Source organism: Priestia sp. 179-F W1.4 NHS, from assembly GCF_045369295.1.
In the GTDB taxonomy this organism is placed as follows: Bacteria; Bacillota; Bacilli; order Bacillales; family Bacillaceae_H; genus Priestia; species Priestia zanthoxyli.
The window spans coordinates 182,616-206,731 of record NZ_JBIQFF010000004.1; the positions used below are offsets into that span (position 1 = coordinate 182,616).

24 protein-coding genes are annotated in these 24,116 nt (G+C 38.2%); 20 read left to right on the plus strand and 4 right to left on the minus strand.

Features of this window, described 5'->3' with window-relative positions:
* Positions 1-286 precede the first annotated feature (286 nt).
* From fliS (ACH0CI_RS19440) to cudC, 13 genes are all read left to right on the plus strand, one after another.
* Positions 287-718, plus strand: a complete 432-nt coding sequence (fliS, locus tag ACH0CI_RS19440) for a flagellar export chaperone FliS (protein WP_081732844.1) — start codon at positions 287-289, stop codon at positions 716-718.
* Positions 719-838: 120 nt separating this feature from the next.
* Entirely contained in the window at positions 839-1,276 is a 438-nt protein-coding gene (locus ACH0CI_RS19445) for a YaaR family protein (RefSeq protein WP_033580405.1), read from the plus strand.
* Positions 1,277-1,382: 106 nt separating this feature from the next.
* A complete protein-coding gene (locus ACH0CI_RS19450) occupies positions 1,383-2,228 on the plus strand; it encodes a DegV family protein (protein ID WP_033580406.1) in 846 nt (281 codons plus the stop codon).
* A 97-nt stretch (positions 2,229-2,325) separates the two neighbouring features.
* Positions 2,326-3,816, plus strand: a complete 1,491-nt coding sequence (locus tag ACH0CI_RS19455) for an ATP-dependent helicase ComFA (protein ID WP_406902112.1) — start codon at positions 2,326-2,328, stop codon at positions 3,814-3,816.
* Positions 3,817-3,911: 95 nt separating this feature from the next.
* Positions 3,912-4,505: a ComF family protein gene (locus ACH0CI_RS19460; RefSeq protein ID WP_224980623.1), complete on the plus strand. Its 594-nt coding sequence runs from the start codon at positions 3,912-3,914 to the stop codon at positions 4,503-4,505.
* Between the two features lie 61 nt (positions 4,506-4,566).
* A complete protein-coding gene (locus ACH0CI_RS19465; protein WP_028412012.1) occupies positions 4,567-4,980 on the plus strand; it encodes a TIGR03826 family flagellar region protein in 414 nt (137 codons plus the stop codon).
* Between the two features lie 159 nt (positions 4,981-5,139).
* Positions 5,140-5,394: a flagellar biosynthesis anti-sigma factor FlgM gene (flgM, locus tag ACH0CI_RS19470; RefSeq protein ID WP_014457790.1), complete on the plus strand. Its 255-nt coding sequence runs from the start codon at positions 5,140-5,142 to the stop codon at positions 5,392-5,394.
* A gap of 21 nt (positions 5,395-5,415) precedes the next feature.
* Positions 5,416-5,877 carry a flagellar protein FlgN gene (locus tag ACH0CI_RS19475; protein WP_223546706.1) on the plus strand — a complete coding sequence of 154 codons (462 nt, stop codon included), beginning with the start codon at positions 5,416-5,418 and terminating at the stop codon, positions 5,875-5,877.
* An 18-nt stretch (positions 5,878-5,895) separates the two neighbouring features.
* The gene (flgK, locus tag ACH0CI_RS19480) at positions 5,896-7,419 is read left to right on the plus strand and encodes a flagellar hook-associated protein FlgK (protein WP_028412014.1); all 1,524 of its coding nucleotides are present in this window, start codon (positions 5,896-5,898) and stop codon (positions 7,417-7,419) included.
* A gap of 2 nt (positions 7,420-7,421) precedes the next feature.
* Positions 7,422-8,303 carry a flagellar hook-associated protein FlgL gene (gene flgL, locus ACH0CI_RS19485; protein WP_028412015.1) on the plus strand — a complete coding sequence of 294 codons (882 nt, stop codon included), beginning with the start codon at positions 7,422-7,424 and terminating at the stop codon, positions 8,301-8,303.
* A gap of 81 nt (positions 8,304-8,384) precedes the next feature.
* Positions 8,385-8,807 carry a flagellar assembly protein FliW gene (gene fliW / locus ACH0CI_RS19490; RefSeq protein ID WP_028412016.1) on the plus strand — a complete coding sequence of 141 codons (423 nt, stop codon included), beginning with the start codon at positions 8,385-8,387 and terminating at the stop codon, positions 8,805-8,807.
* A 24-nt stretch (positions 8,808-8,831) separates the two neighbouring features.
* Positions 8,832-9,062, plus strand: a complete 231-nt coding sequence (gene csrA / locus ACH0CI_RS19495) for a carbon storage regulator CsrA (protein ID WP_328154256.1) — start codon at positions 8,832-8,834, stop codon at positions 9,060-9,062.
* Positions 9,063-9,288: 226 nt separating this feature from the next.
* A complete protein-coding gene (gene cudC / locus ACH0CI_RS19500) occupies positions 9,289-9,843 on the plus strand; it encodes a choline uptake/conversion transcriptional regulator CudC (protein WP_028409671.1) in 555 nt (184 codons plus the stop codon).
* A 42-nt stretch (positions 9,844-9,885) separates the two neighbouring features.
* Here the strand turns inward: cudC and gbsB are convergent, their stop codons facing one another.
* A complete protein-coding gene (gene gbsB / locus ACH0CI_RS19505) occupies positions 9,886-11,088 on the minus strand; it encodes a choline dehydrogenase (protein ID WP_016765895.1) in 1,203 nt (400 codons plus the stop codon).
* Positions 11,089-11,109: 21 nt separating this feature from the next.
* Positions 11,110-12,600 carry a betaine-aldehyde dehydrogenase gene (gene betB / locus ACH0CI_RS19510; RefSeq protein ID WP_406902113.1) on the minus strand — a complete coding sequence of 497 codons (1,491 nt, stop codon included), beginning with the start codon at positions 12,598-12,600 and terminating at the stop codon, positions 11,110-11,112.
* A 630-nt stretch (positions 12,601-13,230) separates the two neighbouring features.
* Between betB and ACH0CI_RS19515 the strand changes: the two genes are divergently transcribed.
* Positions 13,231-14,943, plus strand: a complete 1,713-nt coding sequence (locus ACH0CI_RS19515) for a high affinity choline transporter 1 (protein ID WP_028412019.1) — start codon at positions 13,231-13,233, stop codon at positions 14,941-14,943.
* 39 nt (positions 14,944-14,982) lie between these two features.
* Here ACH0CI_RS19515 and ACH0CI_RS19520 read toward each other — a convergent pair whose 3' ends face one another.
* The gene (locus ACH0CI_RS19520) at positions 14,983-16,380 is read right to left on the minus strand and encodes an amino acid permease (protein ID WP_028412020.1); all 1,398 of its coding nucleotides are present in this window, start codon (positions 16,378-16,380) and stop codon (positions 14,983-14,985) included.
* 325 nt (positions 16,381-16,705) lie between these two features.
* Between ACH0CI_RS19520 and ACH0CI_RS19525 the strand changes: the two genes are divergently transcribed.
* The 5 genes from ACH0CI_RS19525 to hpf all read left to right on the plus strand — a co-directional run bounded on the left by ACH0CI_RS19525 (position 16,706) and on the right by hpf (position 20,890).
* The gene (locus ACH0CI_RS19525) at positions 16,706-17,392 is read left to right on the plus strand and encodes a YpmS family protein (protein ID WP_224980629.1); all 687 of its coding nucleotides are present in this window, start codon (positions 16,706-16,708) and stop codon (positions 17,390-17,392) included.
* Between the two features lie 202 nt (positions 17,393-17,594).
* Positions 17,595-19,391, plus strand: coding sequence for a flagellar filament capping protein FliD (fliD, locus tag ACH0CI_RS19530; RefSeq protein ID WP_406902114.1), 1,797 nt, complete (start codon positions 17,595-17,597; stop codon positions 19,389-19,391).
* Positions 19,392-19,407: 16 nt separating this feature from the next.
* Positions 19,408-19,809: a flagellar export chaperone FliS gene (fliS, locus tag ACH0CI_RS19535; protein ID WP_028412023.1), complete on the plus strand. Its 402-nt coding sequence runs from the start codon at positions 19,408-19,410 to the stop codon at positions 19,807-19,809.
* Between the two features lie 2 nt (positions 19,810-19,811).
* Positions 19,812-20,150: a flagellar protein FliT gene (gene fliT, locus ACH0CI_RS28265; RefSeq protein WP_483880017.1), complete on the plus strand. Its 339-nt coding sequence runs from the start codon at positions 19,812-19,814 to the stop codon at positions 20,148-20,150.
* A gap of 188 nt (positions 20,151-20,338) precedes the next feature.
* Positions 20,339-20,890: a ribosome hibernation-promoting factor, HPF/YfiA family gene (hpf, locus tag ACH0CI_RS19545; RefSeq protein WP_013059750.1), complete on the plus strand. Its 552-nt coding sequence runs from the start codon at positions 20,339-20,341 to the stop codon at positions 20,888-20,890.
* Positions 20,891-20,963: 73 nt separating this feature from the next.
* Here the strand turns inward: hpf and ACH0CI_RS19550 are convergent, their stop codons facing one another.
* Positions 20,964-21,368: a GNAT family N-acetyltransferase gene (locus ACH0CI_RS19550; protein ID WP_034264301.1), complete on the minus strand. Its 405-nt coding sequence runs from the start codon at positions 21,366-21,368 to the stop codon at positions 20,964-20,966.
* A gap of 226 nt (positions 21,369-21,594) precedes the next feature.
* Between ACH0CI_RS19550 and secA the strand changes: the two genes are divergently transcribed.
* The gene (gene secA / locus ACH0CI_RS19555; protein ID WP_013059748.1) at positions 21,595-24,111 is read left to right on the plus strand and encodes a preprotein translocase subunit SecA; all 2,517 of its coding nucleotides are present in this window, start codon (positions 21,595-21,597) and stop codon (positions 24,109-24,111) included.
* Positions 24,112-24,116: the final 5 nt, after the last annotated feature.

Sequence of the window (24,116 nt, forward strand, 5' to 3'; positions counted from 1 at the left end):
GAGAGAGGAAACCAACCGATAAGTTAAGGGAAGAAGATATCTTCTAGGAAGGCGAAGGGTGATACCTCTGTGCATTTACTCGTCCTTCAACTTTCGACAAAAGCATCCATACCTCAAAACAATGTCCATCCATTTGATGCAAGCTCTTGTAAAGGAAGGTCTTCAATACATTCAGATACATATGAGGTCGTAAAAGAATTTATTCAAACCTCAACTGGTATACTTTAAAAATTTAAGAGTTATAGCGCAACACATAGAAAATGGATTTAAAGAAGGCAAGAAGGTGATGAAGCTGAATTTTATAACGGAAGAATTAATCTATCATAAATCTCCTCAAGAGCTAACAGCTATGATGTATGAAAAATTTATTCAAAATATTGATGAAGCTGTTAGAGCAATTCAACACAGCGATTATTTTACAGCGAATGAAAAAATTAAACAGTGCAACGATATTTTATATCGTCTAGGAATTGGCTTAACATATCAAGCAGGTATTATTGCAGAGCAGTTAGATACCCTTTACAACTATATGTCTGAGAGATTAATTATGGCTAATTTAAAAAAAGATACGTTTATTTTATGTGAAGTTCAACAAATGATGAAGAAGCTTTCTAACGCTTGGAATGAAGTGTTAAAAGAGACGCCTAAAGTTACCTCTTCGCCCCGCAAAAACAAGCTGTCTTCTTATGAACAGCACATACGTATTACTCTTAGCTAAAGGATAATCATCATATCCACGCATCAGATGCCTCTCGAAACTTTTCAGCTAATCAAGCAAGCACATCTAAAAGTCTAAACTGAATGAAGTGTATACTAACAGAGAAAGGAGAGATACATAGTGGAGTTACAGCGAATTAACGGTCTTTCTTCTTCCGTGAATCTCATTAGAGAAAAAGAAGTAAGTAGTTCGGCTTCATTTACAGGAGTAATGGTAAAGAAACAAAAAGAACTGACCTATGAACATTTAACTCAAGTGATAAATAAAATTGAAGAACAGGGAAAGCAGTTAGTAAAAAGTCAAACTATTGATTCTTTGCGGAAATACAAGACGCTTGTGAAGCAGTTTATGAACGAAGTCGTTAAAAATGGTTTTGAACTGCATGAAGAAAGAGGATTTAACCACAGAGGAACCACTAAAGTATATAAGCTAGTGAAAGAAGTGGATACGAAACTAGTTGACTTGACAAATGATATCCTTCAAAAAGAAAAAGACAGTTTAAATTTACTCAAGCAGGTAGGGGAAATTCAAGGTTTGTTAATTAATATGTATACGTGAAGGAGCTTTTACTAATAGGTAAACCTCTCGTTACATGCATTTTAATCCTAAATGTTGTAGAATAGAGTGAAATTATTTTATATAACAAAGGATGGATCCCTATCTTATGAAAACAGCAATTATTACAGATAGTACCGCCTATATATCAGAGGAAATTCGATCAAACTATCATATACATATGGTACCGCTAAGCGTTATTTTTGGTGAAGAAACATATCGTGAAGAAGTAGATATGACTGCAAATCAATATTTTGAAAAAATTAAAGAAGCAAAAAATCTTCCAACCACTTCTCAGCCTGCTATTGGAGAATTTGTAGAGTTGTTTGAACAGTTAAAACGAGATCAGTTCGATGCTGCTATCGTTATTACGTTATCTAGTGGAATTAGCGGAACGTATCAGGGTGCTTTGACGGCAGGTAGCATGGTAGAAGACTTTGATGTGCACGTATTTGATTCAGAAATCAGCTGTATGGTTCAGGGCTTTTATGCGATTGAAGGAGCCGAGATGGTCCGATTAAATAAACATCCTGACGAAATCATTGCGCGTTTCGAAGAGATGAAACTATCAATGCGTGCGTATTTTATGGTAGATGATTTATCTCACTTACAGCGCGGAGGTCGCCTAAATGCTGCTCAGGCTATTATTGGCAGTCTTCTTCAAGTAAAGCCCGTGCTCCATTTTGAATCTAAAAAAATCGTTCCGTTTGAAAAAATTCGTACGCGTAAGCGAGCATTAAAACGAATTACCGAGCTTCTTGATGAAGATGCAAAAGAAAACGTACCTATGAAAGCTGTAGTTATTCATTCTAATCGTGAAAATGAAGCAAAAGAAATTCAACGAGACTTAGAACAAGAATATCCTCATATTGAATGGAGCCTTTCTTATTTTGGGGCTGTCATTGGCACGCATTTAGGTGAAGGTGCCATCGGTATAGGCTGGTATAAAAAGTAATTGAAAACCAAATCATTTGATTTGGTTTTTTTGCAGGAAAAAACACCTTTTTTTGCGTATATAGATGTGTACGATAAAAATGGAAAGGAATGAAGAGATGCTTTTTACTGTTAAACAAGAACTGCTAGATCCCGTTCAAGTGCCTAGTCCTGATGCTTTTCCTCTCTCTCAAATCGATACGTGGAGAACTCCACCTTTAAATCCTTCATACCCTTACTCTTTAGATCTTCAGCGCTCTTTAAGCGGAAAGCAGCTGCTACTCAATCAGACTCCCTATCCTTTACCCCTCATTCATGAACATTACCTAAACGGATATATTTCCTATCAAAAAGCAATCACCCAAAAAGAAAATCGATATAGATGCAATCGGTGTGGAAGTGATAGCCCTTTTTATTTCGCTTCATTTCCATGCAGTAGATGTCACCAGAACTGCTACTATTGCCGAGCATGTATTGTAATGGGCAAAGTGAGTGAATGCACACCCTTTATAAACTGGGAAGGGCCAGCAAGTAATGTCCTGCCAAAAAGCAGCGTGATGAATTGGAAAGGCACGCTGTCTAAAGCTCAAGAACGTGCTTCAAATGAACTCATTCAAGCTATAAAAAAGGATGGAGAGCTGTTAATTTGGGCTGTTTGCGGAGCAGGAAAAACGGAAATTTTATTTAAAGGTATTGAATCCGCGTTGAACAGCGGAAAGAAAGTCTGTATTGCTACTCCAAGAACAGACGTGGTTATTGAGTTAAAGCCAAGAATTCAATCGGCATTTCCGGATATATCTGTGCTGGCTATGTATGGAGGCAGCGAAGACCGTTTTCATGAATCCTCTCTTATTATTTCCACCACTCATCAACTTTTGCATTATTATCAAGCATTCGATGTGCTGATTATTGACGAAGTAGATGCATTCCCGTATTCAACAGAGCCTATGCTGCACTATGCTGTTGCAAAAGCAGCTAAACACGTTGTGTCAAAGATTTATTTAACAGCGACTCCAAGTGAATCATTAAAAAAAGACGTTGAGCAAGGAAAAAAACAAGTAGTTAAAATTCCAGCCCGCTATCACCGAATGCTTATTCCTGTTCCTCGGTTTGAATGGTGTGGCAATTGGAAGAAAAAAATAAAAACAGATACCTTGCCTGCTAATGTTGAGAAATGGGTAAAAAAAAGAATAGATGAAGGGAAACAATGCTTTGTCTTCGTCCCGCAAATTAAGTGGATTGCTCCGATCACAGACATGATTCGAAAGCTGACCGAAAAGGTAGACGGTGTCCATGCTGAAGATTCCCAGCGAAAAGAAAAAGTAATGAAATTTAGAGAAGGGCAGCTCGTTATTTTAGTAACGACAACCATATTGGAGCGAGGCGTAACGGTTCCCAACATAGATGTTGCAGTATTGGGAGCAGAAGAAACGATTTTTACTGAAAGTGCTCTTGTGCAGATTTCAGGAAGGGTGGGGAGGAGTGCTCAATTTCCAACGGGAGACGTGGTCTTTTTTCATTATGGACAATCTCTGTCTATGCGAAAAGCAAAAGGACATATTGAACATATGAATGCTCTAGCTTATAAGGAAGGGCTGATTGATCGATGACAATATGTCTGATTTGTTTTGAACCTCTTGTCTCTTCTTTCGATTGGAGGTCATTGTTAAAATCTTCTTCAACGGATAGGATTTGCACTGTTTGCTTGCAAAGATGTCCCATCATCACCAGTAGCGTTTGCAGGGGATGCGGCCGCTCTCTTGCAGACCTGGCTCCTTCTCATTATGAGCTAGACACATGTAAGGACTGTCAGAAATGGAATGATGCTTCTTTTTTTAACCGTTCTCTTTATACGTACAGTGATTTTATGCAAAGCATAATAGAGCGTTTTAAATTTCAAGGAGACTATGAAATTATCCAAGCATTCAAGGAGCAGTGGTATAAGTTCTATAAAAAAGAATGTAATCCAAAAGCTATACTAGTTCCTGTACCTTTAACGGAGGAGAGATTATACGAAAGAGGGTTTAACCAATCTTTAGCACTAGCTGAACTGATCAGTGACAACATAGAAATGCCTCTTGTTCGTTGTTCAGGAACAAAGCAATCAAAGAAAAATAGGCGAAGTCGGCTGACAGAAAGGCTGGAATTTAAAGTAGTCGACTCCTCAATGGTTACGAATCAAGAATTTCTCTTGATTGATGACATTTATACAACAGGAGCAACCGTGCGCCAAGCGGCAAAGTGTTTGCAGGAAGCTGGGGCACGTTCAGTTCGTTCGCTCACTTTAATTCGTGCATGAAGATGTATAATTTAAAACTTTGACCGATAGTAAAATAAAAAACAAATGAGGAGTTTCGAATATGGGAACGTTAGATAATTGCAGGGAATGCGGTCATTTATTTGTGAAAATTGGATCAATAAGTATATGTAAATCATGTTTTGACAAAGAAGAAGCTCTGTTTCAACGTGTTTCTTCATTCTTGAAGAAAAGAGCAAATCGTACAGCAACGACTTACGAAGTGATGAAAGAAACGGGCGTTTCAGATTTGTTAATTCATCAATTTATTCGACAAGGTCGCTTAGTGTTAGCTAACTTTCCAAATATAAGCTATCCATGCATGCAATGCAACGCTCAGATTCGGGAAGGGAAACTTTGCCATTCATGCTCTCAAGAAATTAAACATGGGTTAGAAAAGCATAATCGTGAGATGATTCGTTCAAATGAAGAGCCCACGCGTCCCACCTATCGTTCTAACGAAAGGAAAAAAGAGTAAAAGTGTGCTGAATGTTTGCAGACTCTCTATCTATAGACCTATGTTTAAGGTGGACTGTGAAAATGGTCTCAACTTCCTTGCGGATGCTAAAGGTTTAGGTGGAAATTCCGATATAATGAATAGAGATAACGGATACAAATATAAAAAGAGGTGAGAGAGATGAAGATTAACCCATCGAACTTATTTGGAATAAATCCGTACAAAAAACAATCAGAAAAAACAGAACAGGTCTCTAAAAAAAATCCACAAGATCAGATTCATATTTCATCTGAGGCGAAGAAACTTCAGGGAAATGAACCATCTCCAGAAAGACTTGAAAAATTGGAGAAGCTCAAACAGCAAATTAACAGCGGAACATACGAAATTAACGGAAAAGAAATTGCTAAAAGTATTGTAGATTTCTATAAAAAATAAAAGGACTGACATTGATTGAACGTGCAAGAAATTCAAACGATACTAGAAAAACAAGTAACGCTTCATAAAAGTTTGTATGTCATTGTTAAAGAGAAAACGAATTTTATTATTAAACAAGATGTAAAGGCATTGACGGCTTCTTTGCAAAAAGAGCAATCTCATATAGCTGCTATTTCTGCACTGGAAACAAAACGTATAGAAGCAATGGAAAAAAGCGGACATACTGCTCGCTCCATTGAAGAAATAGCAGGCTCATTCTCTGAATACTCCATCTTGATACCCTTTCAAAAACAGCTAATAGATATCATTCAAGATATAAAGTATGCAAATGACTTAAACAATCAGCTGCTCACACAGTCTTTACAGCTGATTCATACCGAACTAGACCTTCTTGTTCCATCGAAGCGAGAGGATTCGTTCAATTACACAAAAACAAATAATAGATCGTTTCAGTCCAACTCTATTTTTAATTCGAAGGCATAAAGAACGGAGGAAAGCAGAATGAGTTCAACATTTCATGGTTTGCAGGTGGCTAAACGAGGAATGGATGCCCAACAAGCGGCTCTTTACACGATTGGCCATAACGTATCTAATGCAAATACGCCGGGCTATACGCGTCAGCGAGTAAGTTTAGAAACGTTCCCAGCTTATCCGGCCCCAGGGATGAATCAGACTGGGACTGCGGGTCAAATAGGAATGGGAGTAGAAGCCAGCACGGTAGAGCGAATACGTGATACATTTTTAGATACCCAGTATCGAGATGAAACCATTAAAGTGGGGTATTGGGATGCACGCGCTGGTGCTCTTGAAAAAATGGAGGAAATTATGAATGAACCTACTGAAGATGGACTTTCAGCTGTTTTTAATCAATTCTTTGAGGCCATTCAAGATGTAGCTTCACACCCTTCAGAAGCAGGAGCCAGGTCTGTTATGATTGAACGAGCTGAAGCAGTAGGCGATACTTTCTCTTATTTATCTACTTCTTTAAAAACCATTCAAGGTGATTTACAAAACGAGCGTGACGTAGCCGTAACACAAGTAAATTCGTTGCTAGAGCAAATAAATAATGTGAACCAACAAATACAAAACGTAGAACCAAATGGCTATTTACCTAATGATTTGTATGATGAAAGAGATCGGCTGCTAGATGAGATTTCTAAATTTATGCCGGTTTCTTTAGAGTATACAAAAAGCAGCGGGAACGCTTCTGCAACGTCAGAAGGAGTGGTAACGGTTCAGCTTCAAACGTCTCAAGGACCTATTACTCTTTTAGATGGGAAAACTCATCAAATAAATGCCATCAGTTTGACAACAAATCAAGATTCCTATGTGACGGGCATTCATATAGGGGATGAGATACGGAACCCTGAGTCATTTCCTCAAGGAAAACTTAAAGGGTTAATTGAGGCTTCTGGATATATAGATAATAGTGGTAATAGAACTGGTGTTTACGCTTCAATGATTGATGATTTAGATGAAATGGCATATGAATTTGTGAACTGGTTTAATGATAAGCACGAACAAGGTGTCACGCTAGATGGTGAGAATGGTGTGTCCTTTTTTAATGAGATTTCTCAAAAAGAAGGAGCTGCAACTGGAATTGTTATTGCTGATAAAATCAAACAAAACACAAACAATATCGCTGCTGCTTCTTCGGCCTCTTCTGAAGATGATGGAACTGGCCGTAAAGGAGATGGACAAAATGCTCAGCTGTTGTCTCAATTTCGTCAAAAGGTGCTTATTAATTCCGGAAACGGAGCTGTTTCATTAGATGGATTTTATCAATCTGTCATTGGCCAAATGTCAGTAGATGCCCAACAAGCCAACCGCTTAAAAAGTAATTCAGAAACTCTCCAAGGAGCTGTGGAGCAAAGGCGCCAGTCTACCAGTGCAGTTTCATTGGATGAAGAGATGACCAATATGATTCAGTTTCAGCATGCATATAACGCTAGTGCCCGTATGGTGACTATGATTGATGAAATGCTTGATAAAATTGTAAACGGTCTTGGAACTGGAGGAAGGTAAAGATGCGTGTCACACAAGGAATGTTAGCGGCTAATTCGTTAAAACAGATTAGCAATAGCTATAATAAGCTGGAAACCCTTCAAAACCAATTATCAACGGGAAAGAAAATTACTCGTCCTTCCGATGACCCGGTAGTCGCTACGAAAGGAATGGCGTATCGGTCTAATCTTTCTGAAGTAAATCAATATAAACGTAATTTAACAGAAGCTCAGTCTTGGTTTGATAGTTCAGAATCAGGACTTGAACAAGTCAATTCCATTCTTCAGCGCACTAAAGAGCTGGTCGTGCAAGGGTTAAACGGTACGAATGAAAGTGATGACCGACAAGCGATTGCACGTGAAATTGAACAGTTAAAGCTGGATTATATGCAAGTCGGCAATACGCAGGTGGCAGGAAACTATATCTTTAACGGTGTAAATGTAGGAGCACCGCCGATTAGTGAGAATGCAAGCGGTATGATAGAATCGAATATTAATCTGGATCCTTTTTCGGTTGAGGTATCAAAAGGTATCCAGCTGAGAGTCAATATTCATCCTGAAAACATCTTTGGACAAGGTGCATTCGACTTAATGAACAATGTTCAAACAGCTTTTGAACAAAACGATGTAAACTCACTAAAAGATCTTTCTACACAGGTAGACACGCAGCTGTCTACGCTATTAGCGGAGCGATCTGAATTGGGAGCAAGGAGCAATCGGCTTGAGCTGATCGAAAACCGCCTTGATTCACAGGAAATTACGGCTACTAAGATGCTTTCAAATAATGAAGATGCAGATATTGAAAAAGTCATTACGGATTTAACCGTACAAGAAAGCGTGCATCGTGCTGCTTTGGGAGTAGGGGCTCAAATTATTCAGCCTACGCTGCTAGATTTCTTGCGTTAAAAAGCTCCTTCTAAACAGAAGGAGCTTTTTTATAATGAAAAAAGATAACAAGAAAAAATTAATTAGCAAAGGTGTGATGAGATGAAAATTTCCACAAGCTATCATGGAGATATAGAAATAGATAATCAGCAAACACTGACATTTAATCAAGGGATTCCAGGTTTTTTGGAAGAAACTGAATTTGTTATTTTACCACTTCCGGAAGCCGAAGCTTTCCAAGTTCTGCAGTCTACTCAAACCAAAGAATTAGCTTTTATTATCACGGATCCATTTCAGTTTTTTTTAGATTATGATTTTCAACTAGAACCTCAGGAAATCGAAAAGCTTCAATTACAACAAGCGGAAGATGCAGCTGTTTACGTATTGCTTACGATGTCAGATTCTGTGGAAAAGATAACGGCTAATTTGCAGGCTCCTGTTATTATTAATACAAAGCAACAGCTTGCTAAGCAAGTGATTTTAATGAATACAGCTTACGAAACGAAGCACAGGTTATTTGAGTAAGAGGAATAGATAAGGAGTGAGTCCATGCTTGTTTTAACACGAAAGTTACATGAAATAATCAAAATAGGTGATGAAATTGAAGTGACCGTCCTTGCAGTTAATGGTGATCAAGTAAAGTTAGGAATTCAAGCTCCAAAGTCTGTAGATATTCATAGACAAGAGATTTATGAAGAAATACGTAACGAAAATAAAAGTGCTTCTCAAATTACATTACATGCTATTGATATGCTGAAACAATTACCGAAAAAGAAATAAAACAATCAGGTTGAAAATAATTAAAAATATACCGTATAAATAATATCTAAATCGGGAAAGATAAACATATAGTATTCCCCACTATGTCTTAAGCCTTTCTCTTTAAGAGAAGGCTTCTTTTTTATCAAAAAATTGAACTGAATTTCTGTTTTTTTCCTTTTTATCGTGTATCATTAAATTTATTAAGTATAATTCAAATAAATTTAACAAAAGAGGAGAAGAGTAAATGAGTGATGTTCAAGAGTATCATGATTTATTAAAAGAAGCCGAAGATGTGGTTGTCAGTGCTTTAGCTGATACGATGGATTTATATGGTGTTACACCTTCAGTAGGAAGGCTGTATGGCATGCTTTATTTTATGGATGAACCTGTTACATTAGATCAAATGAGTGAAGAATTGGGTATGAGTAAACCAACGATGAGTACATCTATTCGTTCGCTGCAAAATATTGACATGGTCCACAAAGTGTGGAAAAAAGGTGTTCGAAAAGACTTATATGAAGCAGAAAAAGATTTTTCTAAGTCCTTTTTTTCATTTTTCTGTAAAAAGTGGCAAAGAGAAATTTCAGTTAATTTAGAGGCAATCGAAGAAGCGGAAAACAAGCTGCAGATTCTTTTAAATGATGAAGATGTACCTGAGGAGATCGCAGTAAAAGCAAAGCGTAATTTAGCGCAGATTATAGAGTCCAAACATTATTATCATTTCTTGAAAAAAGTAGTGAAAGTTTTTGACGACCGAAGAATCATCGATATTTTAAATGAAGAATTAGCGAAAGAGTAACATAAAAAAGGCTGTTGATTTTTCAACAGCCTTTTATCATTTTTATACGGTTAATGGTGTAGCTTCAAAACAGCGGTTATAAATCCATTCGTAACTTTTTACAGTTAAATCACGAGGATTCCCAACTGTTTGAGGATCATTAAATGCTTCTTGCGCTAAGCGAGAAACCGCTTCTTTTGGAACACCTTGTTCTTCTAAAGAAGGGATTTGTACATCTTTAACTAATTGATATACTTCACGAACAGCTGCTTGAGCTGCTTCTTCAAGTGTTAGTTCATGTGTATTAACCCCTAGAGCTTGAGCTATGCGCGCAAATTTCTCAGGCTCACCCATCCAGTTATACTCCATTACAGGACCTAGCATTGCTGCTACGCAAGGGCCATGGGCAATTGGATAAATGCCTCCTAATGTTTGAGCCATCGCGTGAGCTGCTCCTGCAGATTCACTTCCATATGAAAGGCCAGCAAGCATAGCTGCATGCGCCATTCCATAGCGTGCTTCGATATCCTGTCCATTTGCAACTGCACGTCGTAAGTATTTTCCAACGTACTCAATAGCCAATAAAGCAACAGAGTCTGTCATTGGTTGCGCAAAGTGGCATGTATAACACTCAATTGCATGAGCTAATGCGTCAATTCCTGTACCGGCCGTAATATGTGAAGGCATAGATACGTGCAGTTCTGGATCAATAATTGTTAAGTGAGCAGCAATTAAAGGTCCACCTGTATTAAACTTAAACTCACGAACAGGATCCGTAATGACGGCCCATTGTGTGACTTCGCTTCCTGTACCCGCAGTTGTAGGGATTGTTGTTAAAGGAGGGATACGTTTTGTTAAAGGTTTTTTTCCTTCAGCTGCTTCATAATCTAAGACGGGAGCATTATGAGCTACTTCTACACCAATAGCTTTTGCCGTATCCATTGAACTTCCGCCTCCAACAGCTACTAGTCCGTTGCATCCATTTTCCTTGTACATTTTTGTGCCGTCTGCTACTACGTGAATAGAAGGGTTGGCTTCTACTTGGTCAAATAGAATAACGTCTACGTCCGCTTCTTTTAAACTAGCGATTACGGGATCTGCTAAACCTACTTTTTTTACACCAGGATCTGTTACTAATAAAACTTTAGACACACCTAGGTTTTTTACTTCCTCTCCAGTATGTTTTACAGCACCAATTCCATGTTTTACAACCGTTGGCATCTCAAAACTTTTTAAACGTTCCATTCTTTCAAATCGCATAAACATCTTTAAATTCCCCCTTAATTTTTATTGAAACCAGCGCATTGGCTGTGGATTTGTATTGGTATAAATATGTTTAATTTCCGTATACTCTTCTAGACCGATATGGCTAAGCTCTCTTCCAATCCCAGATTGCTTATAACCTCCCCAAGGAGCCTGCGGGAAGTAGGGATGATAATCGTTAATCCAAGTTGTTCCCATACGGAGTGCTTTCACTACACGTTCAGCTCGGTTCATATCACTTGTCCAAACAGCTCCAGCTAATCCATAGATCGTATCGTTAGCAAGTGCGACTGCTTCTTCTTCAGTACTGAAGCGCTCAATTGTCATAATCGGACCAAATGACTCTTCTTGGACAACTTTCATGTCTCCATGACAGTTTGTAAAAATAGTTGGTTCGATAAATAATCCTTTTTGTAAAGAATCCTGAGTTGGACGCTTGCCTCCTAAAACAAGAGAAGCACCTTCTTGTTTCCCTAGCTCAATATAATGTTCCACTTTAGCTAGATGTTCTTTTGAGATAACGGGTCCCATTTGAGTGGCTTCGTCCATGCCGTCCCCTAGCTTAATTTTTTTGGCTTGTTCAATAACTGCTGAAACAAATTTATCGTGAATATCATCTTGAACGAGTAATCTCGCACCAGCTGAACAAACTTGACCAGCATGAAAGAAGACCGCATTTAATGCATAGTCAACCGCAGTGTCAAAGTCAGCGTCAGCAAAGACGATATTCGGATTTTTCCCTCCGAGTTCAAGAGCAATTTTTTTAAAGTTGCCTGCGGCAGCCTGCATGACTTTACGTCCAGATACTCCGCCACCTGTAAAGGAAACTAAATCTACTAAGTGACTCTCTGCCATTTCTTGTCCAACGGTCGCACCTGGACCGAGTACAATGTTAATGACGCCTGCTGGAAAGCCAACTCTTTCAAAAATTTTCATCATATGAATAGTTGTTAAAGGGGTGATTTCGCTTGGTTTAATAACAATTGTGTTCCCAGCAGCAAGTGCGGGAGCCAATTTCCAAGAGGCTTGCAATAACGGGTAATTCCAAGGAGTAATTTGGCTGCACACGCCTACAGGCTCACGGACAACGCGGCTAACAGAATCGGGATTAGGTGACTCAATCATCTGTCCGCCATCTTTATCTGCTAATCCAGCATAGTATTGAAAGACATCAGCAATTCCATCCATGTCTGCTAGGCTTTCAACGAGGGTTTTTCCGGTATTTAAGGTTTCAAGCTTTGCTAGTTCCTCGCGATCATTGCGAATTTCTTCCGCTACTTTAAATAACAAAGAACCTCTTTCGGCCGCTGTAAATTTAGACCATTCACCTGCATCAAAAGCTTTTCTAGCTGCTTCAATGGCTTCTATGGCATCAGCACGATTTCCTTCTGTAACGACAGCGATAACCTCTTGATTAAAGGGGTTTACAATTTCTCTTTTCTCGCCGCTGCGTGCTTCAACCCATTGGCCATTTATGTGCATTTTCTCAAGCATAAGTGTTTGTTCCAATAGCATCGACCTCCAAATAATAGAATTTGTTAAATTTATATTTAACGTTCTTAACAATTTGAATTATAGCATCGGCCATTTAATTTAGTCAAATCCAAAAACTTTAAATGTTCTGAATTTAAATTGATTTTCTTCTCTATTAAGAGCTGATTATTCGGATATTAAGAAAAAATTTAACAAAAAGTAATTAAAAAATACTGATTGCTATGTCCCTTGATACAAAAGGTTTTTTTATGTATGAGCTATGAGAATATTATTCTTTTTTTATATGAAAACCCTTAAACTTTTTTGACAATATCCTAAACATTCAGATATATTAACCATAGTACGATATCTGCTTGCATACAAACCTTGAGAAACAAAGGATTTTGAATGTGGAAATTAAGAAAGGAGTTTAGAGAGAAGATGAAAATAATTATGAATTTTTAGCTGAATAATAAAATAAGTCAATTTAAATTATTTTAATATAATTATATAAACGTAATTTCTCCCCTTCGTATTGGTATTTATAATCCAACTATTTATAGTTTATTCTAAAAAAATCTATTTTTAGGTTTAATTGTATGCTGGTAGGAAAAAGGAATAGAGGACAGTTATGTCTTTAGATTTCTTTATCAATTTAAAGGATGTGAGACGATGCAAAATGCTAAAAAGCCATTTCGTTCAGACACACAACAAGCCAGGCCTGAAAAGTCGAATGAGACTTCTGACTTTTCAGGGAAATCAAACAGAAACAACCGTCTACTAACCCCCTTATGGACAACTATTATAGGATTTTTCATCTTTATGGTTGTCGCATTTATCTATTCTCTCTATAATCCAGATCTCTATTGGCCAGGCCTCATTTTAATGTTCATTATGTATGGTGTTATTTACTTTATTGGTGCTCGAGCTGCTGCAAGTAAAAAAGGAAAATCAGATGATATGCTTGTTGCGGGAAGATCTATGCCGCTATGGATTTCAATGTTCACAATGACCGCTACTTGGGTAGGTGGAGGGTATATTGCTGGAACGGCCGAAACTGTTTATTCCTCAGGACTGACTTGGACGCAAGCGCCATGGTGTTATTCAATCAGCTTAATTTTAGGCGGTATCTTTTTTGCTAGAAAGATGAGAAGGTTTGAGTTTATGACAATGCTCGATCCTCTAGAATCTCGTTTCGGTAAGAAAATGGCTACGGTTCTTTATTTTCCAGCTATATTAGGAGAGCTGTTTTGGAGCGCAGCTATCTTAACTGCTTTAGGAACAACATTCGGTGTGATTTTAGGCCTCAGTTTTTCAATTTCCATCATTCTTTCCGCACTTATTGCCATTGCATACACCGTGATTGGCGGCTTGTGGGCAGTAGCACATACCGATATCTTACAGCTTTCTATTATGTTTTTAGGATTATTTCTGGTGCTTCCTTTTGCATTTTCGAATACGGGAGGGGTGGGAGCCGTTTTTTCTACTTATTCAGAAGGTATGACTGGTTCTCTTCATTTATTTCCTCCATTAAAAGGCTGGGAAGATCCAAAATGGGGAAATACATATTGGCAATGGTGGGATAGCACATTTTTACTTATTTTTGGTGGTATTCCATGGCAGATTTATTTTCAGCGCGTGTTATCTGCTAAAAATGAAAAAGCAGCAATGTGGCTATCTATTACAGCCGGCATTTTTTGCGCTCTAGCGGCCTTGCCTCCAACTTTAATAGGAATGATTGGTTACAGTGCGGACTGGTCTTCATTTGGAGCGTCAAGCCCTGAGAGCGCGTCTATGATTTTAACATACGTATTTAAATATCTAACGCCTGATTTAGTAGGAGCGATTGCGCTTGGAGGACTAGCTGCTGCCGTCATGGCTGCAGTAGCGGCTTCGTTACTTTCAGCTTCGGGAATGGCAGCTTGGAACGTGTATCGTCCGATTGTAAAACCAAATGCGACACAGGCGCAGTTAGATAAAGTTATTAAACGTTCTATCATTATCATTGGAACTGGAGCAACTTTAATTGCTTTAAACTCTGAGAGTGTCTACTCCTTATGGTATTTATCAGGGGACCTAGTGTATTGTATTCTTTTTCCACAATTGGTTTGCGCTTTGTTCTTTAAAGGAGCAAACTGGTACGGATCTTTGGCTGGATTCATTGTGTCTCTTGTTCTTCGAATCGGTGGAGGGGAACCGCTGCTTCATTTAAAAGCGCTGCTTCCGTATCCGATGATAGAAGACGGGGTGGTCATGTTTCCATTTCGTACATTTGCGATGGTAGGCGGGTTGTTAACTATTTTTATTGTTTCTTACGCAACGCGACGTATTTGCCCTCCTCAGCCGCTTCGAAACCTTCATCGTGACATATCGGTTGAGAAATAATCAAAAACAAAATAAAAAAAGCCGCAGATGCGGCTTTTTTTATTTTGCAATATTTTCTGACTCGGAAAATTGATCGTCAGGTCGCTTGTTATTTGTTTTTTTGATGAACGAGTATGAAAGAAGAACAACAGCGGTTAATCCAAGAGTTAAGAAAAACTGTGAGCGCATCGAATCAATAAATGCCATTGATAAGAAGATCACGGTAATAACAGCAATTGTTACGTATGTTAAATACGGGAACAACCACATTTTCATTCCTTTAATTGGCTGGTTGGCTTGAATCATTTTCTTACGCAGGCGTAAATGCGAAATAGCGATAGCTAAGTACACAATAAGAGCAATGGCTCCTGATGCGTTAACTAAGAATAAAAAGAGTTTATCCGGCGAAACGAAGCTAAAGATAGCACATACATATGCGGCAGCTGTGCTAATCCATACGGCTCTTGCCGGCACGCCTGATTTGCTTACCTTTGCTAAAGCACGAGGAGCTTGTCCTTTTTGAGCTAATGATAAAATCATTCGCGAGTTCGTATATAAAGCAGAGTTTAAGCAAGACAAAACGGATACTAATACGACTAAATTCATAATTTGTGCAGCTGCTGGAATGTTGACCATTTCTAACATCGTTACGTACGGACTTTTTAGTAAATCAGCTGAGTTCCAAGGTAAAAGAGTTACTAAAATAGCAACTGAACCAATATAGAAAATTAAAATTCGCCATACGACACTGCGAATAGCAGTTGTAATAGCTTTTGCTGGATTTTCTGATTCACTAGCTGCAATAGCCGCAATTTCAGCTCCAAAATAAGAGAAAATAACGGTAATAACTCCTAAAAAGATAGAGTTCGTACCTTTTGGCATAAAGCCTCCGTGCCCCGTTAAATTAGCTAAACCAGGTGAAGATGTACCTGGGATTAATCCGAAAATAATAGCTAAACCGATTCCCATAAAAGCAACGATTGCCACAATTTTAATCATTGCAAACCAATATTCAAATTCTCCAAATGATTTGACAGAGAATAAGTTTGTTAAGGTTAATGCAAAGGTTAAGATTAAGCTTAAAAGCCAAATTGGTACGGAAGGGAGCCATTCATGAACAATTGCTCCTCCTGCAGTGGCTTCGATTGCAATTACAATTAGCCAGAAAAACCAGTAAAGCCATCCAACAGCATAACCTGCCCACGGCCCAATTCCTTGCTGAGCATATGTCGCGAATGAACCTTTATCTGGATTTACCATAGCCATTTCACCGAGCATACGCATTAATAGAACGACTAACAGTCCGGCTGCTGCATATGAAACTACTGCTGCTGGGCCTGTTGCGTTAATAACGGATCCGCTTCCTACAAACAAGCCGGCCCCGATAATACCTGCAATGGAAATCATGGAAACGTGACGTTGCTTTAACTTTCCGTGTGATTCTGTTTTGTTTCCCATCGTATTCACTCCTTTAAAATTATCGAAAGACTATTAGAAAATAAAGTAAATTCTGAAAATATAAATAGAAATTCCTCCCCTTACCTTTATAATAAGCAAGAAGTGTGCCAATTATCAAATTCCTATAAAAATCGACTTTAAGTTACTAAAATCGACGCATTTTAAGTCGAAAATGACTCGTTTTATTCACTATAGACTTATTCTCCATTTGGGATGTCGAGTATATACGTACATTTTATACAAGTTTTCGACATACATCTTATTTATCTTGTATGATAAAAGATAAATCGGTATTATGTTCCAAGAAGAATGTTTGAAAGGGTGCGTGTGTTTGAGAAAATTTATAGCTGTTATTTTTCTATTTATTATCCTTTTATTTGGGTTGTATTTTTTCGTTAGTCCAGTTAGAAATGTTGAAAAGCTTGATCAGACTGCTTCATTATCTTCACTAGCACAAGAAAAGTCCGCTCGTGCGACGTCGCTAGAACTGAACGGAGGCTCTCCTATTTTAGGCTACCGATTGAGCGAGAGCGATGTTAACGATTATTTGCGCAGCTACCTTTATGAAAATGATGAAACGGTTGAGGGAGCAGAAGCGGAGTTGCTTCCGGAACATATAAAATTTTATATTAATAAACATGTAGTATCTTTTATGGAATCACAGTTTGTAGTTGATGTAACACCAAATGCCGAGAATGGAAAGCTTGTTTTGAAGGTGAATAGTGTGCATTTAGGAAGAATGCCGATTCCGAGGTCTCTTGTATGGGATCGCTTAAATATTAACGAGTCTTCTGATGTCACGGTCGATAAAGAAATGAATGAAATTACTCTGCTCAATAATTTGCCAGATTCCATTTCGTTTGAGCAAGCAGATACAACGGATGAATATATAAATTTATCTGCCTCTGTAACCATTGATTCGTTACGAGATATTATAAATCTAGCACCATACCTTATTCCTAAGGATATTCAAAGGAATTTATCCCAGAAACTGAACTTGTTTGGCCAATAATAAAAAGCTTACTTATTGTAAAAAAATAAGTGAGCTTTTTCTATCTTGTACCCTTTGACCTATGAAAAAAATGTTCGTTTTACCGATACAAAATAGAGAAGTGGTGAACCTATGAACGAATAGGGAGATTCGAAAAAATATACTTATATTTTATGGCTAGCAGTTGATGGATAGATGAATAAAAAAACGGTGGTGATGGTAAGTGGTAAGAGTAAGTGGATTAGCAAGTGGGATGGATATTGATCAAATCGTCAGTGATTTAATGAAGGCTGAACGAATGCCTATTGATAAGATGAAAAAACAAAAGCAAACGTTAGAGTGGCAGCGCGACGATTATCGCTCTATGAATTTGCTGTTATCAGACTTTAATAATCTTGCTTTTAATATGACCTTGCAGTCTTCTTATTCGTCCAAAACGGTATCTTCAGCAGATGAAACAAAAGTAAAAGCAGCAGCTACTTCCTCAGCAGGAAATGCGTCTTATACCCTTTCAAACGTGACAATGGCGACTGCTGCGCAAAATATCAGTAGTGGGAAAATTTCAGAAGGCACTATTGACCCTACTAAAAGTTTATGGGAACAAAAAACCTTGCTTGGCAGTGCGTGGAGTGGAAAAGAGGTCAAGCAACCTGACATTATAATAAGTGCTGATACAAAGACTGCCAAGTTATCCAAAGGAGCCATTTTTGAGGGAAGCCTGCCTTCCTCTATTCAAGTGAAAAATGGAGAATCTTCTCAAGAATTTAATATAAAAACTACAGGTGATCCTACTTTAATAGGAGAGAATGATGTATTCGTTAATATGAATACGGGCGAAATGACATTCGGTTCCACGTTAGCAAACGGTAGTACTGTTCAAGGATTTACGTATAAGCAAAATGTCCTCCAGTTTTCTATTACAACGTATGACAGCAATGGAAAAGCAACAGGAGATAACGGAGACGGCAGTATGTCATTTGAATTTGATGGTTCAGCGTCATTAAATACTGTTTTGACCCAACTTAGTAATTCAAAAGTAGGTATTTCAGCCTTTTACGATGAAGGAACAGATAAAGTTGTCTTTACTCGCAAAGACACAGGAGATTTGTCAAAAACCGGTAGTGCAGGCGGTCAAAAAATGGTGTTCTCAGGAGAGTTTTTAACCAATTTCTTAAAATTAAATACTCAAAAAGAAACCGGCGGAACAGACGCAAAATTTACGCTAAACGGTCTAGAAACAACTCGTAAGTCTAATACATTTACAACGGGAGGCGTTACCTATACCCTTCAAAATAATTTCACAGGAGATGTGCGCGTTAACGTAAGCAATGATACGCAAAAAGTATTTGATACAATCAAAGATTTTGTGACTAAATATAATGAGCTGATTGAGAAAATTAATGGAAAGATTACCGAAGAAAGAGACCGAAACTATCAGCCTTTGACGGATCAAGAAAGAGAAAAGCTAACGGACAAACAAGCTGAGCAGTGGGATGATAAAGCAAAAAGCGGTTTGTTAAAAGGAGACACAATTTTATCAAGCGGGCTGAATCAAATGCGTTCTAACTGGTATGCCTCTGTATCAGGAGTGAGCGGAGCATTTTCACAGCTAACGGACATCGGTATTTCAACTAGCGCAAACTATAGTGATCGAGGCAAGCTAGTGATTGAAGGTGACGGGACTAAATTAAAAGAAGCAATTGAAAAAGACCCGCAGTCTGTTATGGATTTATTTATGAAAAGTGGAAGTACAACAAGTGAAAAAGGGATTGTACGACGTTTACGAGATACGATTACTCAAACCGTATCCAAAGTTGAGCAGCGCGCTGGCCGTTCAACATGGACAAGTGCACAATTTTTGCTTGGGCGGAATTTAAAAAGCGTAAACAGCCAAATTACTAGTTTTGAAAGCAGGCTCACACAAGTAGAGGACCGGTATTATCGTCAGTTTACAGCAATGGAGAAAGCCATTCAAAATGCAAATGCTCAAAGCGCGCAGTTATCGCAATATTTTAGTTAAGAAGGAGTGAACGTTTATGGCAGCAAATAATCCATATCAAGCGTATCAGCAGGGAGCTGTTCAGACTGCCTCTCCAGGAGAGTTAACGCTTATGCTGTATAACGGGTGTTTGAAATTTATCAAACTTGCACGAACAGGCATACAGGAAAAAAATATTGAGCTAAAAAATACGAATTTGTTAAAAGCACAAAATATTATTCAAGAATTAATGATTACCCTTGATACAAACGTGCAAGTTGCTAAGTCTATGATGACTATGTATGACTATATCAACCAGTGTTTAATTGAAGCGAACACAAAAAATGACATAGAGAGCTTGGATGAAGCCGAACAATATGTAACAGAGTTCCGCGATACGTGGAAGCAAGTTGTGCAGCTTCACCGCCAGCAAGTCCATGGAAGCGGCGGCCAAGCATAAATATGATAAACGAACTGTATCAGATAACTGACGAGATTTACCGACTTACTCAAATAACTTCTGACAAAAATCGAGAAGAGGACATTCAGAAATTAGAGTATCTTCTATTAAAAAGGCGTGACCTCATGGAGAAGCTGCCGCCAAAAAGTAGAGATCATGAATGGATGGGTAAGAAAATTGTCGAAATGAATAAGACGATTGATCAAAATCTGATCTTCATCCGGCATCGAATCATGGAAGATCTCCGTTTGCTAAAAGTGAAAAAAAAGCATAATAACAGCTATGTAAACCCTTACGAAATGAAATCGTTTGATGGGATGTTTTACGATAAAAAAAATTAATTTTGCGTAAAAAATACAACCCTTCTTCTTATGAAGAAGGTCTATTTTTTGGGTTTTTTCATAAACTTTTCTCAGGTTCCAAAAATTTTCACTAAATTTTCTAAAAATTTTAATAGTTTAGGAAGGGATTGTGTCGGGTATTGTAGAATTGTAGAGGTATAGCAATGGATTAAAGGAGGAGTTCGAACATGATGTATAACATTCGCGGTGAAAACATTGAGGTGACTCCAGCAATTAGGGAATACGTAGAGAAAAAGCTTGGTAAGTTAGAGCGTTATTTCGACGAGACACCAACTGCTGACGTAAATGTAAACTTAAAAGTCTACAATAACGATCAAAAAATAGAAGTCACAATCCCAATGAATGATCTCGTATTGAGAGCTGAAGAGACCCACAGTGATTTATACGCAGCTGTCGATCTTGTCCTAGATAAATTAGAGCGTCAAATTCGTAAACATAAAACAAAAGTGAATCGAAAAATGCGTGAAAAAGGTGCTGAGAAGTATCTATTTGCAGCATTAGAAAGTGAAGCGAACGTAGCTGTTGCAACTGAAGAGGATGAATTAGAGCTAGTTCGTACAAAACGATTTAATTTAAAACCAATGGATAGCGAAGAGGCTATTTTACAAATGAATATGTTAGGACATAGTTTCTTTGTATTTACAAATGCTGAGACAAACATTACAAACGTTGTGTACCGAAGAAAAGATGGCCGATATGGATTGATTGAACCAAACTAAAGGTTACAGTCTTTCTTAAATAAGAGCAGTAAAATAAAAGCAGCGTGCTTCCGCACGCTGCTTTTTTAGCTATTTAAAAAAATAGTTCCATAACTACATAGCGTGTAGAAGATTTGGTGAATACACGCGTGGTTTCTTTCATTTTGAATGCCTGATAAAAAGATACTTTATTTTCTCGTGCGTTACACCAGACCCTTCGTATCCCAAGATTCTTGAGTTTGAACAAAACCTCTTTTAGCAAATGACTGCCGTACCCTTTTCCTTGTTCTTCTTTGAGCGTAGCAAATTTCCGGAATTGAGCTTCATCACCTGTTATAAATAAGGAAACAACTGATTTTAACTCTCCTTCTGCAAACAGTCCATAGTGCATGCCTGATGGATCCTCTTTCAGCTGAACATAACTGAAATCTTTATGAGGCCACATGACGATATGTCGGACTTCCCAAGCTTGTTCTTTCGTAATCGTTTGAACGTTCATTCTACATTCCCCTTTTTTATTGTAAGAGTGAGGCAGGGAAAATCACAATAGAAAATAACTCCTTAATAGAGTAGTACTAGTAAAGAGACAGACGAAAAAGGGTACAAGTTGCTACTTGTTTAGCTGCAATGTTACAATTTTACTCAGAATGTTTTATAATGAAAGATACAGATATGAATGAAAATAGTATAAAATGTACTGATTATAAATAGAGGAGCGTTTTAATATGCTTGGATTATTTAAAAAAGTGTTTGACGGCAATCAGCGCCAAATCGGCCGTTTAGAAAAAATGGCGGACCAAATTGATGCGTTAGGTCCTGAAATAGCGTCTTTAACGGACGATCAGCTTCGTGAAAAAACAGCTGAATTTCAACAACGCTACCAAAATGGTGAATCGCTCGATAACCTATTAGATGAAGCTTTTGCGGTTGTACGTGAAGCAGCGAAACGTGTGTTAGGCATGTATCCGTACAAAGTTCAGCTAATGGGGGGTATTTCTCTGCATGAAGGGAATATCTCGGAAATGAAAACGGGTGAAGGTAAAACGTTGACAGCTACTATGCCTGTATACTTAAACGCCATTACAGGCAAAGGTGTACATGTAGTAACAGTCAATGAATACTTAGCGAGCCGTGATGCTAGTGAAATGGGTCGTTTATATGAATTCCTAGGCTTGAAAGTAGGGTTAAACTTAAACCATTTAACGCGTGAAGAAAAACAAGAAGCATATGCAGCGGATATTACGTATAGTACAAATAATGAACTAGGATTTGACTATTTACGTGATAACATGGTGCTTTATAAAGAACAAATGGTTCAACGTCCGCTTCATTTTGCTGTAATCGATGAAGTTGACTCTATCTTAATTGATGAAGCACGTACGCCGCTTATTATATCCGGCAGCGCACAGAAATCGACTGCGCTTTATATTCAAGCTAATGCATTCGTTCGCACGCTTGATAAAGAAACCGATTTTACTTTTGATATCAAAACAAAAAGCGTTCAGCTAACCGAAGAAGGTATGTCAAAAGCGGAGCGCGCATTTGGCATTGAAAACTTATTTGATATTTCACACGTAGCGCTAAACCATCACATCAACCAAGCGCTTAAAGCACATGTAACGATGCAAAACGATGTGGATTATGTAATTGATGAAGATCAAGTCGTAATCGTTGACCAATTTACTGGTCGTTTGATGAAAGGAAGACGTTTTAGTGACGGCTTGCATCAAGCTATCGAAGCTAAAGAGAACGTTGAGATTCAAAATGAAAGCATGACGTTAGCTACAATTACATTCCAAAACTACTTCCGTATGTATGAAAAATTATCAGGTATGACGGGTACAGCTAAAACGGAAGAAGAAGAATTCCGTAATATCTACAACATGCACGTTGTCGTTATTCCGACAAACAAGCCAATTTCACGTGATGATAAAGCGGATTTAATTTACAAGTCAATGGAAGGCAAGTTTAATGCGGTAGTGGAAGATATTGCCGAGCGCCACGCAAAAGGACAGCCTGTTCTTGTTGGTACAGTTGCGATTGAAACATCTGAAGTTTTATCAGCATTATTAAAGAAAAAAGGCATTCGCCATCACGTTTTAAATGCAAAACAGCATGAGCGTGAAGCGGATATTATCGAGAATGCGGGTCACAAAGGTGCGGTAACAATCGCAACGAATATGGCCGGTCGTGGTACGGATATTAAACTAGGTGAAGGTGTCGTTGAAGCTGGAGGTCTTGCTGTAATTGGTACAGAGCGTCATGAATCACGCCGTATTGATAATCAGCTCCGCGGACGTGCTGGACGTCAAGGGGACCCAGGGGTGTCTCAATTCTATCTATCCATGGAAGATGAATTAATGCGCCGATTTGGTTCTGATAATATGATGGCGATGATGGATCGTCTTGGTATGGATGATTCACAGCCAATTCAAAGTAAAATTGTAACAAGAGCTGTTGAATCCGCTCAAAAACGCGTTGAAGGTAATAACTTTGATGCGCGTAAACAATTGCTTCAATATGATGATGTTCTTCGTCAGCAGCGTGAAGTTATTTACAAACAGCGCTTTGAAGTGCTTGATTCAGACAACTTACGTGCGATTGTAGAACGTATGATTGAATCAACGCTACAGCGTGTGGTTGAGGTAAATACACCGCGTGAAGAATTAGAAGAAGAATGGAATTTACAAGCGATTATTGATTACGTAAATGCTAATGTTCTTGAGGAAGGCGAAGTCACAGAAGAAGATCTTCGCCGTAAAGAGCCTGAAGAAATGGTAGAACTGCTGGTAGATCATGCAAAAGCTCGTTATAATGAAAAAGAAGAGCAGCTCCCTGAAGAACAAATGCGTGAATTCGAAAAAGTAGTTGTTCTTAGAGCAGTTGATTCTAAATGGATGGATCATATCGATACGATGGATCAGCTTCGCCAAGGTATCCACCTTCGTGCGTACGGCCAAACAGATCCTCTTCGCGAATACCAAATGGAAGGTTTTGCGATGTTTGAAAATATGATTGCAACCATTGAAGAAGAAGTGACGAAGTATATCATGAAAGCAGAAATTAACAACAACCTTGAGCGTCAAGAAGTAGCGCAAGGTCAGGCGGCTGTTCATCCAAAAGAAGGAGACGCGCCGGCTAAGAAGAAGCCAAAAGTAAATGCGATAGAAGTTGGCCGAAATGATCCTTGTATCTGTGGAAGTGGCAAAAAGTATAAAAACTGCTGCGGTAAAGAATCATAAAATAA

Bases quoted from the DNA above. Each gene is read 5' to 3' on its own strand.
- ACH0CI_RS19455 (WP_406902112.1), top strand. From the start codon at position 2,326: ATGCTTTTTACTGTTAAACAAGAACTGCTAGATCCCGTTCAAGTGCCT.
- betB (WP_406902113.1), bottom strand. From the start codon at position 12,600: ATGCTATTGGAACAAACACTTATGCTTGAGAAAATGCACATAAATGGC.
- gbsB (WP_016765895.1), bottom strand. From the start codon at position 11,088: ATGTTTATGCGATTTGAAAGAATGGAACGTTTAAAAAGTTTTGAGATG.
- hpf (WP_013059750.1), top strand. From the start codon at position 20,339: ATGATGTATAACATTCGCGGTGAAAACATTGAGGTGACTCCAGCAATT.
- fliW (WP_028412016.1), top strand. From the start codon at position 8,385: ATGAAAATTTCCACAAGCTATCATGGAGATATAGAAATAGATAATCAG.
- fliS (WP_081732844.1), top strand. From the start codon at position 287: ATGAAGCTGAATTTTATAACGGAAGAATTAATCTATCATAAATCTCCT.
- fliT (WP_483880017.1), top strand. From the start codon at position 19,812: ATGATAAACGAACTGTATCAGATAACTGACGAGATTTACCGACTTACT.
- ACH0CI_RS19450 (WP_033580406.1), top strand. From the start codon at position 1,383: ATGAAAACAGCAATTATTACAGATAGTACCGCCTATATATCAGAGGAA.
- csrA (WP_328154256.1), top strand. From the start codon at position 8,832: ATGCTTGTTTTAACACGAAAGTTACATGAAATAATCAAAATAGGTGAT.
- ACH0CI_RS19550 (WP_034264301.1), bottom strand. From the start codon at position 21,368: ATGAACGTTCAAACGATTACGAAAGAACAAGCTTGGGAAGTCCGACAT.
- ACH0CI_RS19515 (WP_028412019.1), top strand. From the start codon at position 13,231: ATGCAAAATGCTAAAAAGCCATTTCGTTCAGACACACAACAAGCCAGG.
- fliS (WP_028412023.1), top strand. From the start codon at position 19,408: ATGGCAGCAAATAATCCATATCAAGCGTATCAGCAGGGAGCTGTTCAG.
- flgK (WP_028412014.1), top strand. From the start codon at position 5,896: ATGAGTTCAACATTTCATGGTTTGCAGGTGGCTAAACGAGGAATGGAT.
- flgM (WP_014457790.1), top strand. From the start codon at position 5,140: ATGAAGATTAACCCATCGAACTTATTTGGAATAAATCCGTACAAAAAA.
- ACH0CI_RS19465 (WP_028412012.1), top strand. From the start codon at position 4,567: ATGGGAACGTTAGATAATTGCAGGGAATGCGGTCATTTATTTGTGAAA.
- cudC (WP_028409671.1), top strand. From the start codon at position 9,289: ATGAGTGATGTTCAAGAGTATCATGATTTATTAAAAGAAGCCGAAGAT.
- secA (WP_013059748.1), top strand. From the start codon at position 21,595: ATGCTTGGATTATTTAAAAAAGTGTTTGACGGCAATCAGCGCCAAATC.
- flgL (WP_028412015.1), top strand. From the start codon at position 7,422: ATGCGTGTCACACAAGGAATGTTAGCGGCTAATTCGTTAAAACAGATT.
- ACH0CI_RS19520 (WP_028412020.1), bottom strand. From the start codon at position 16,380: ATGGGAAACAAAACAGAATCACACGGAAAGTTAAAGCAACGTCACGTT.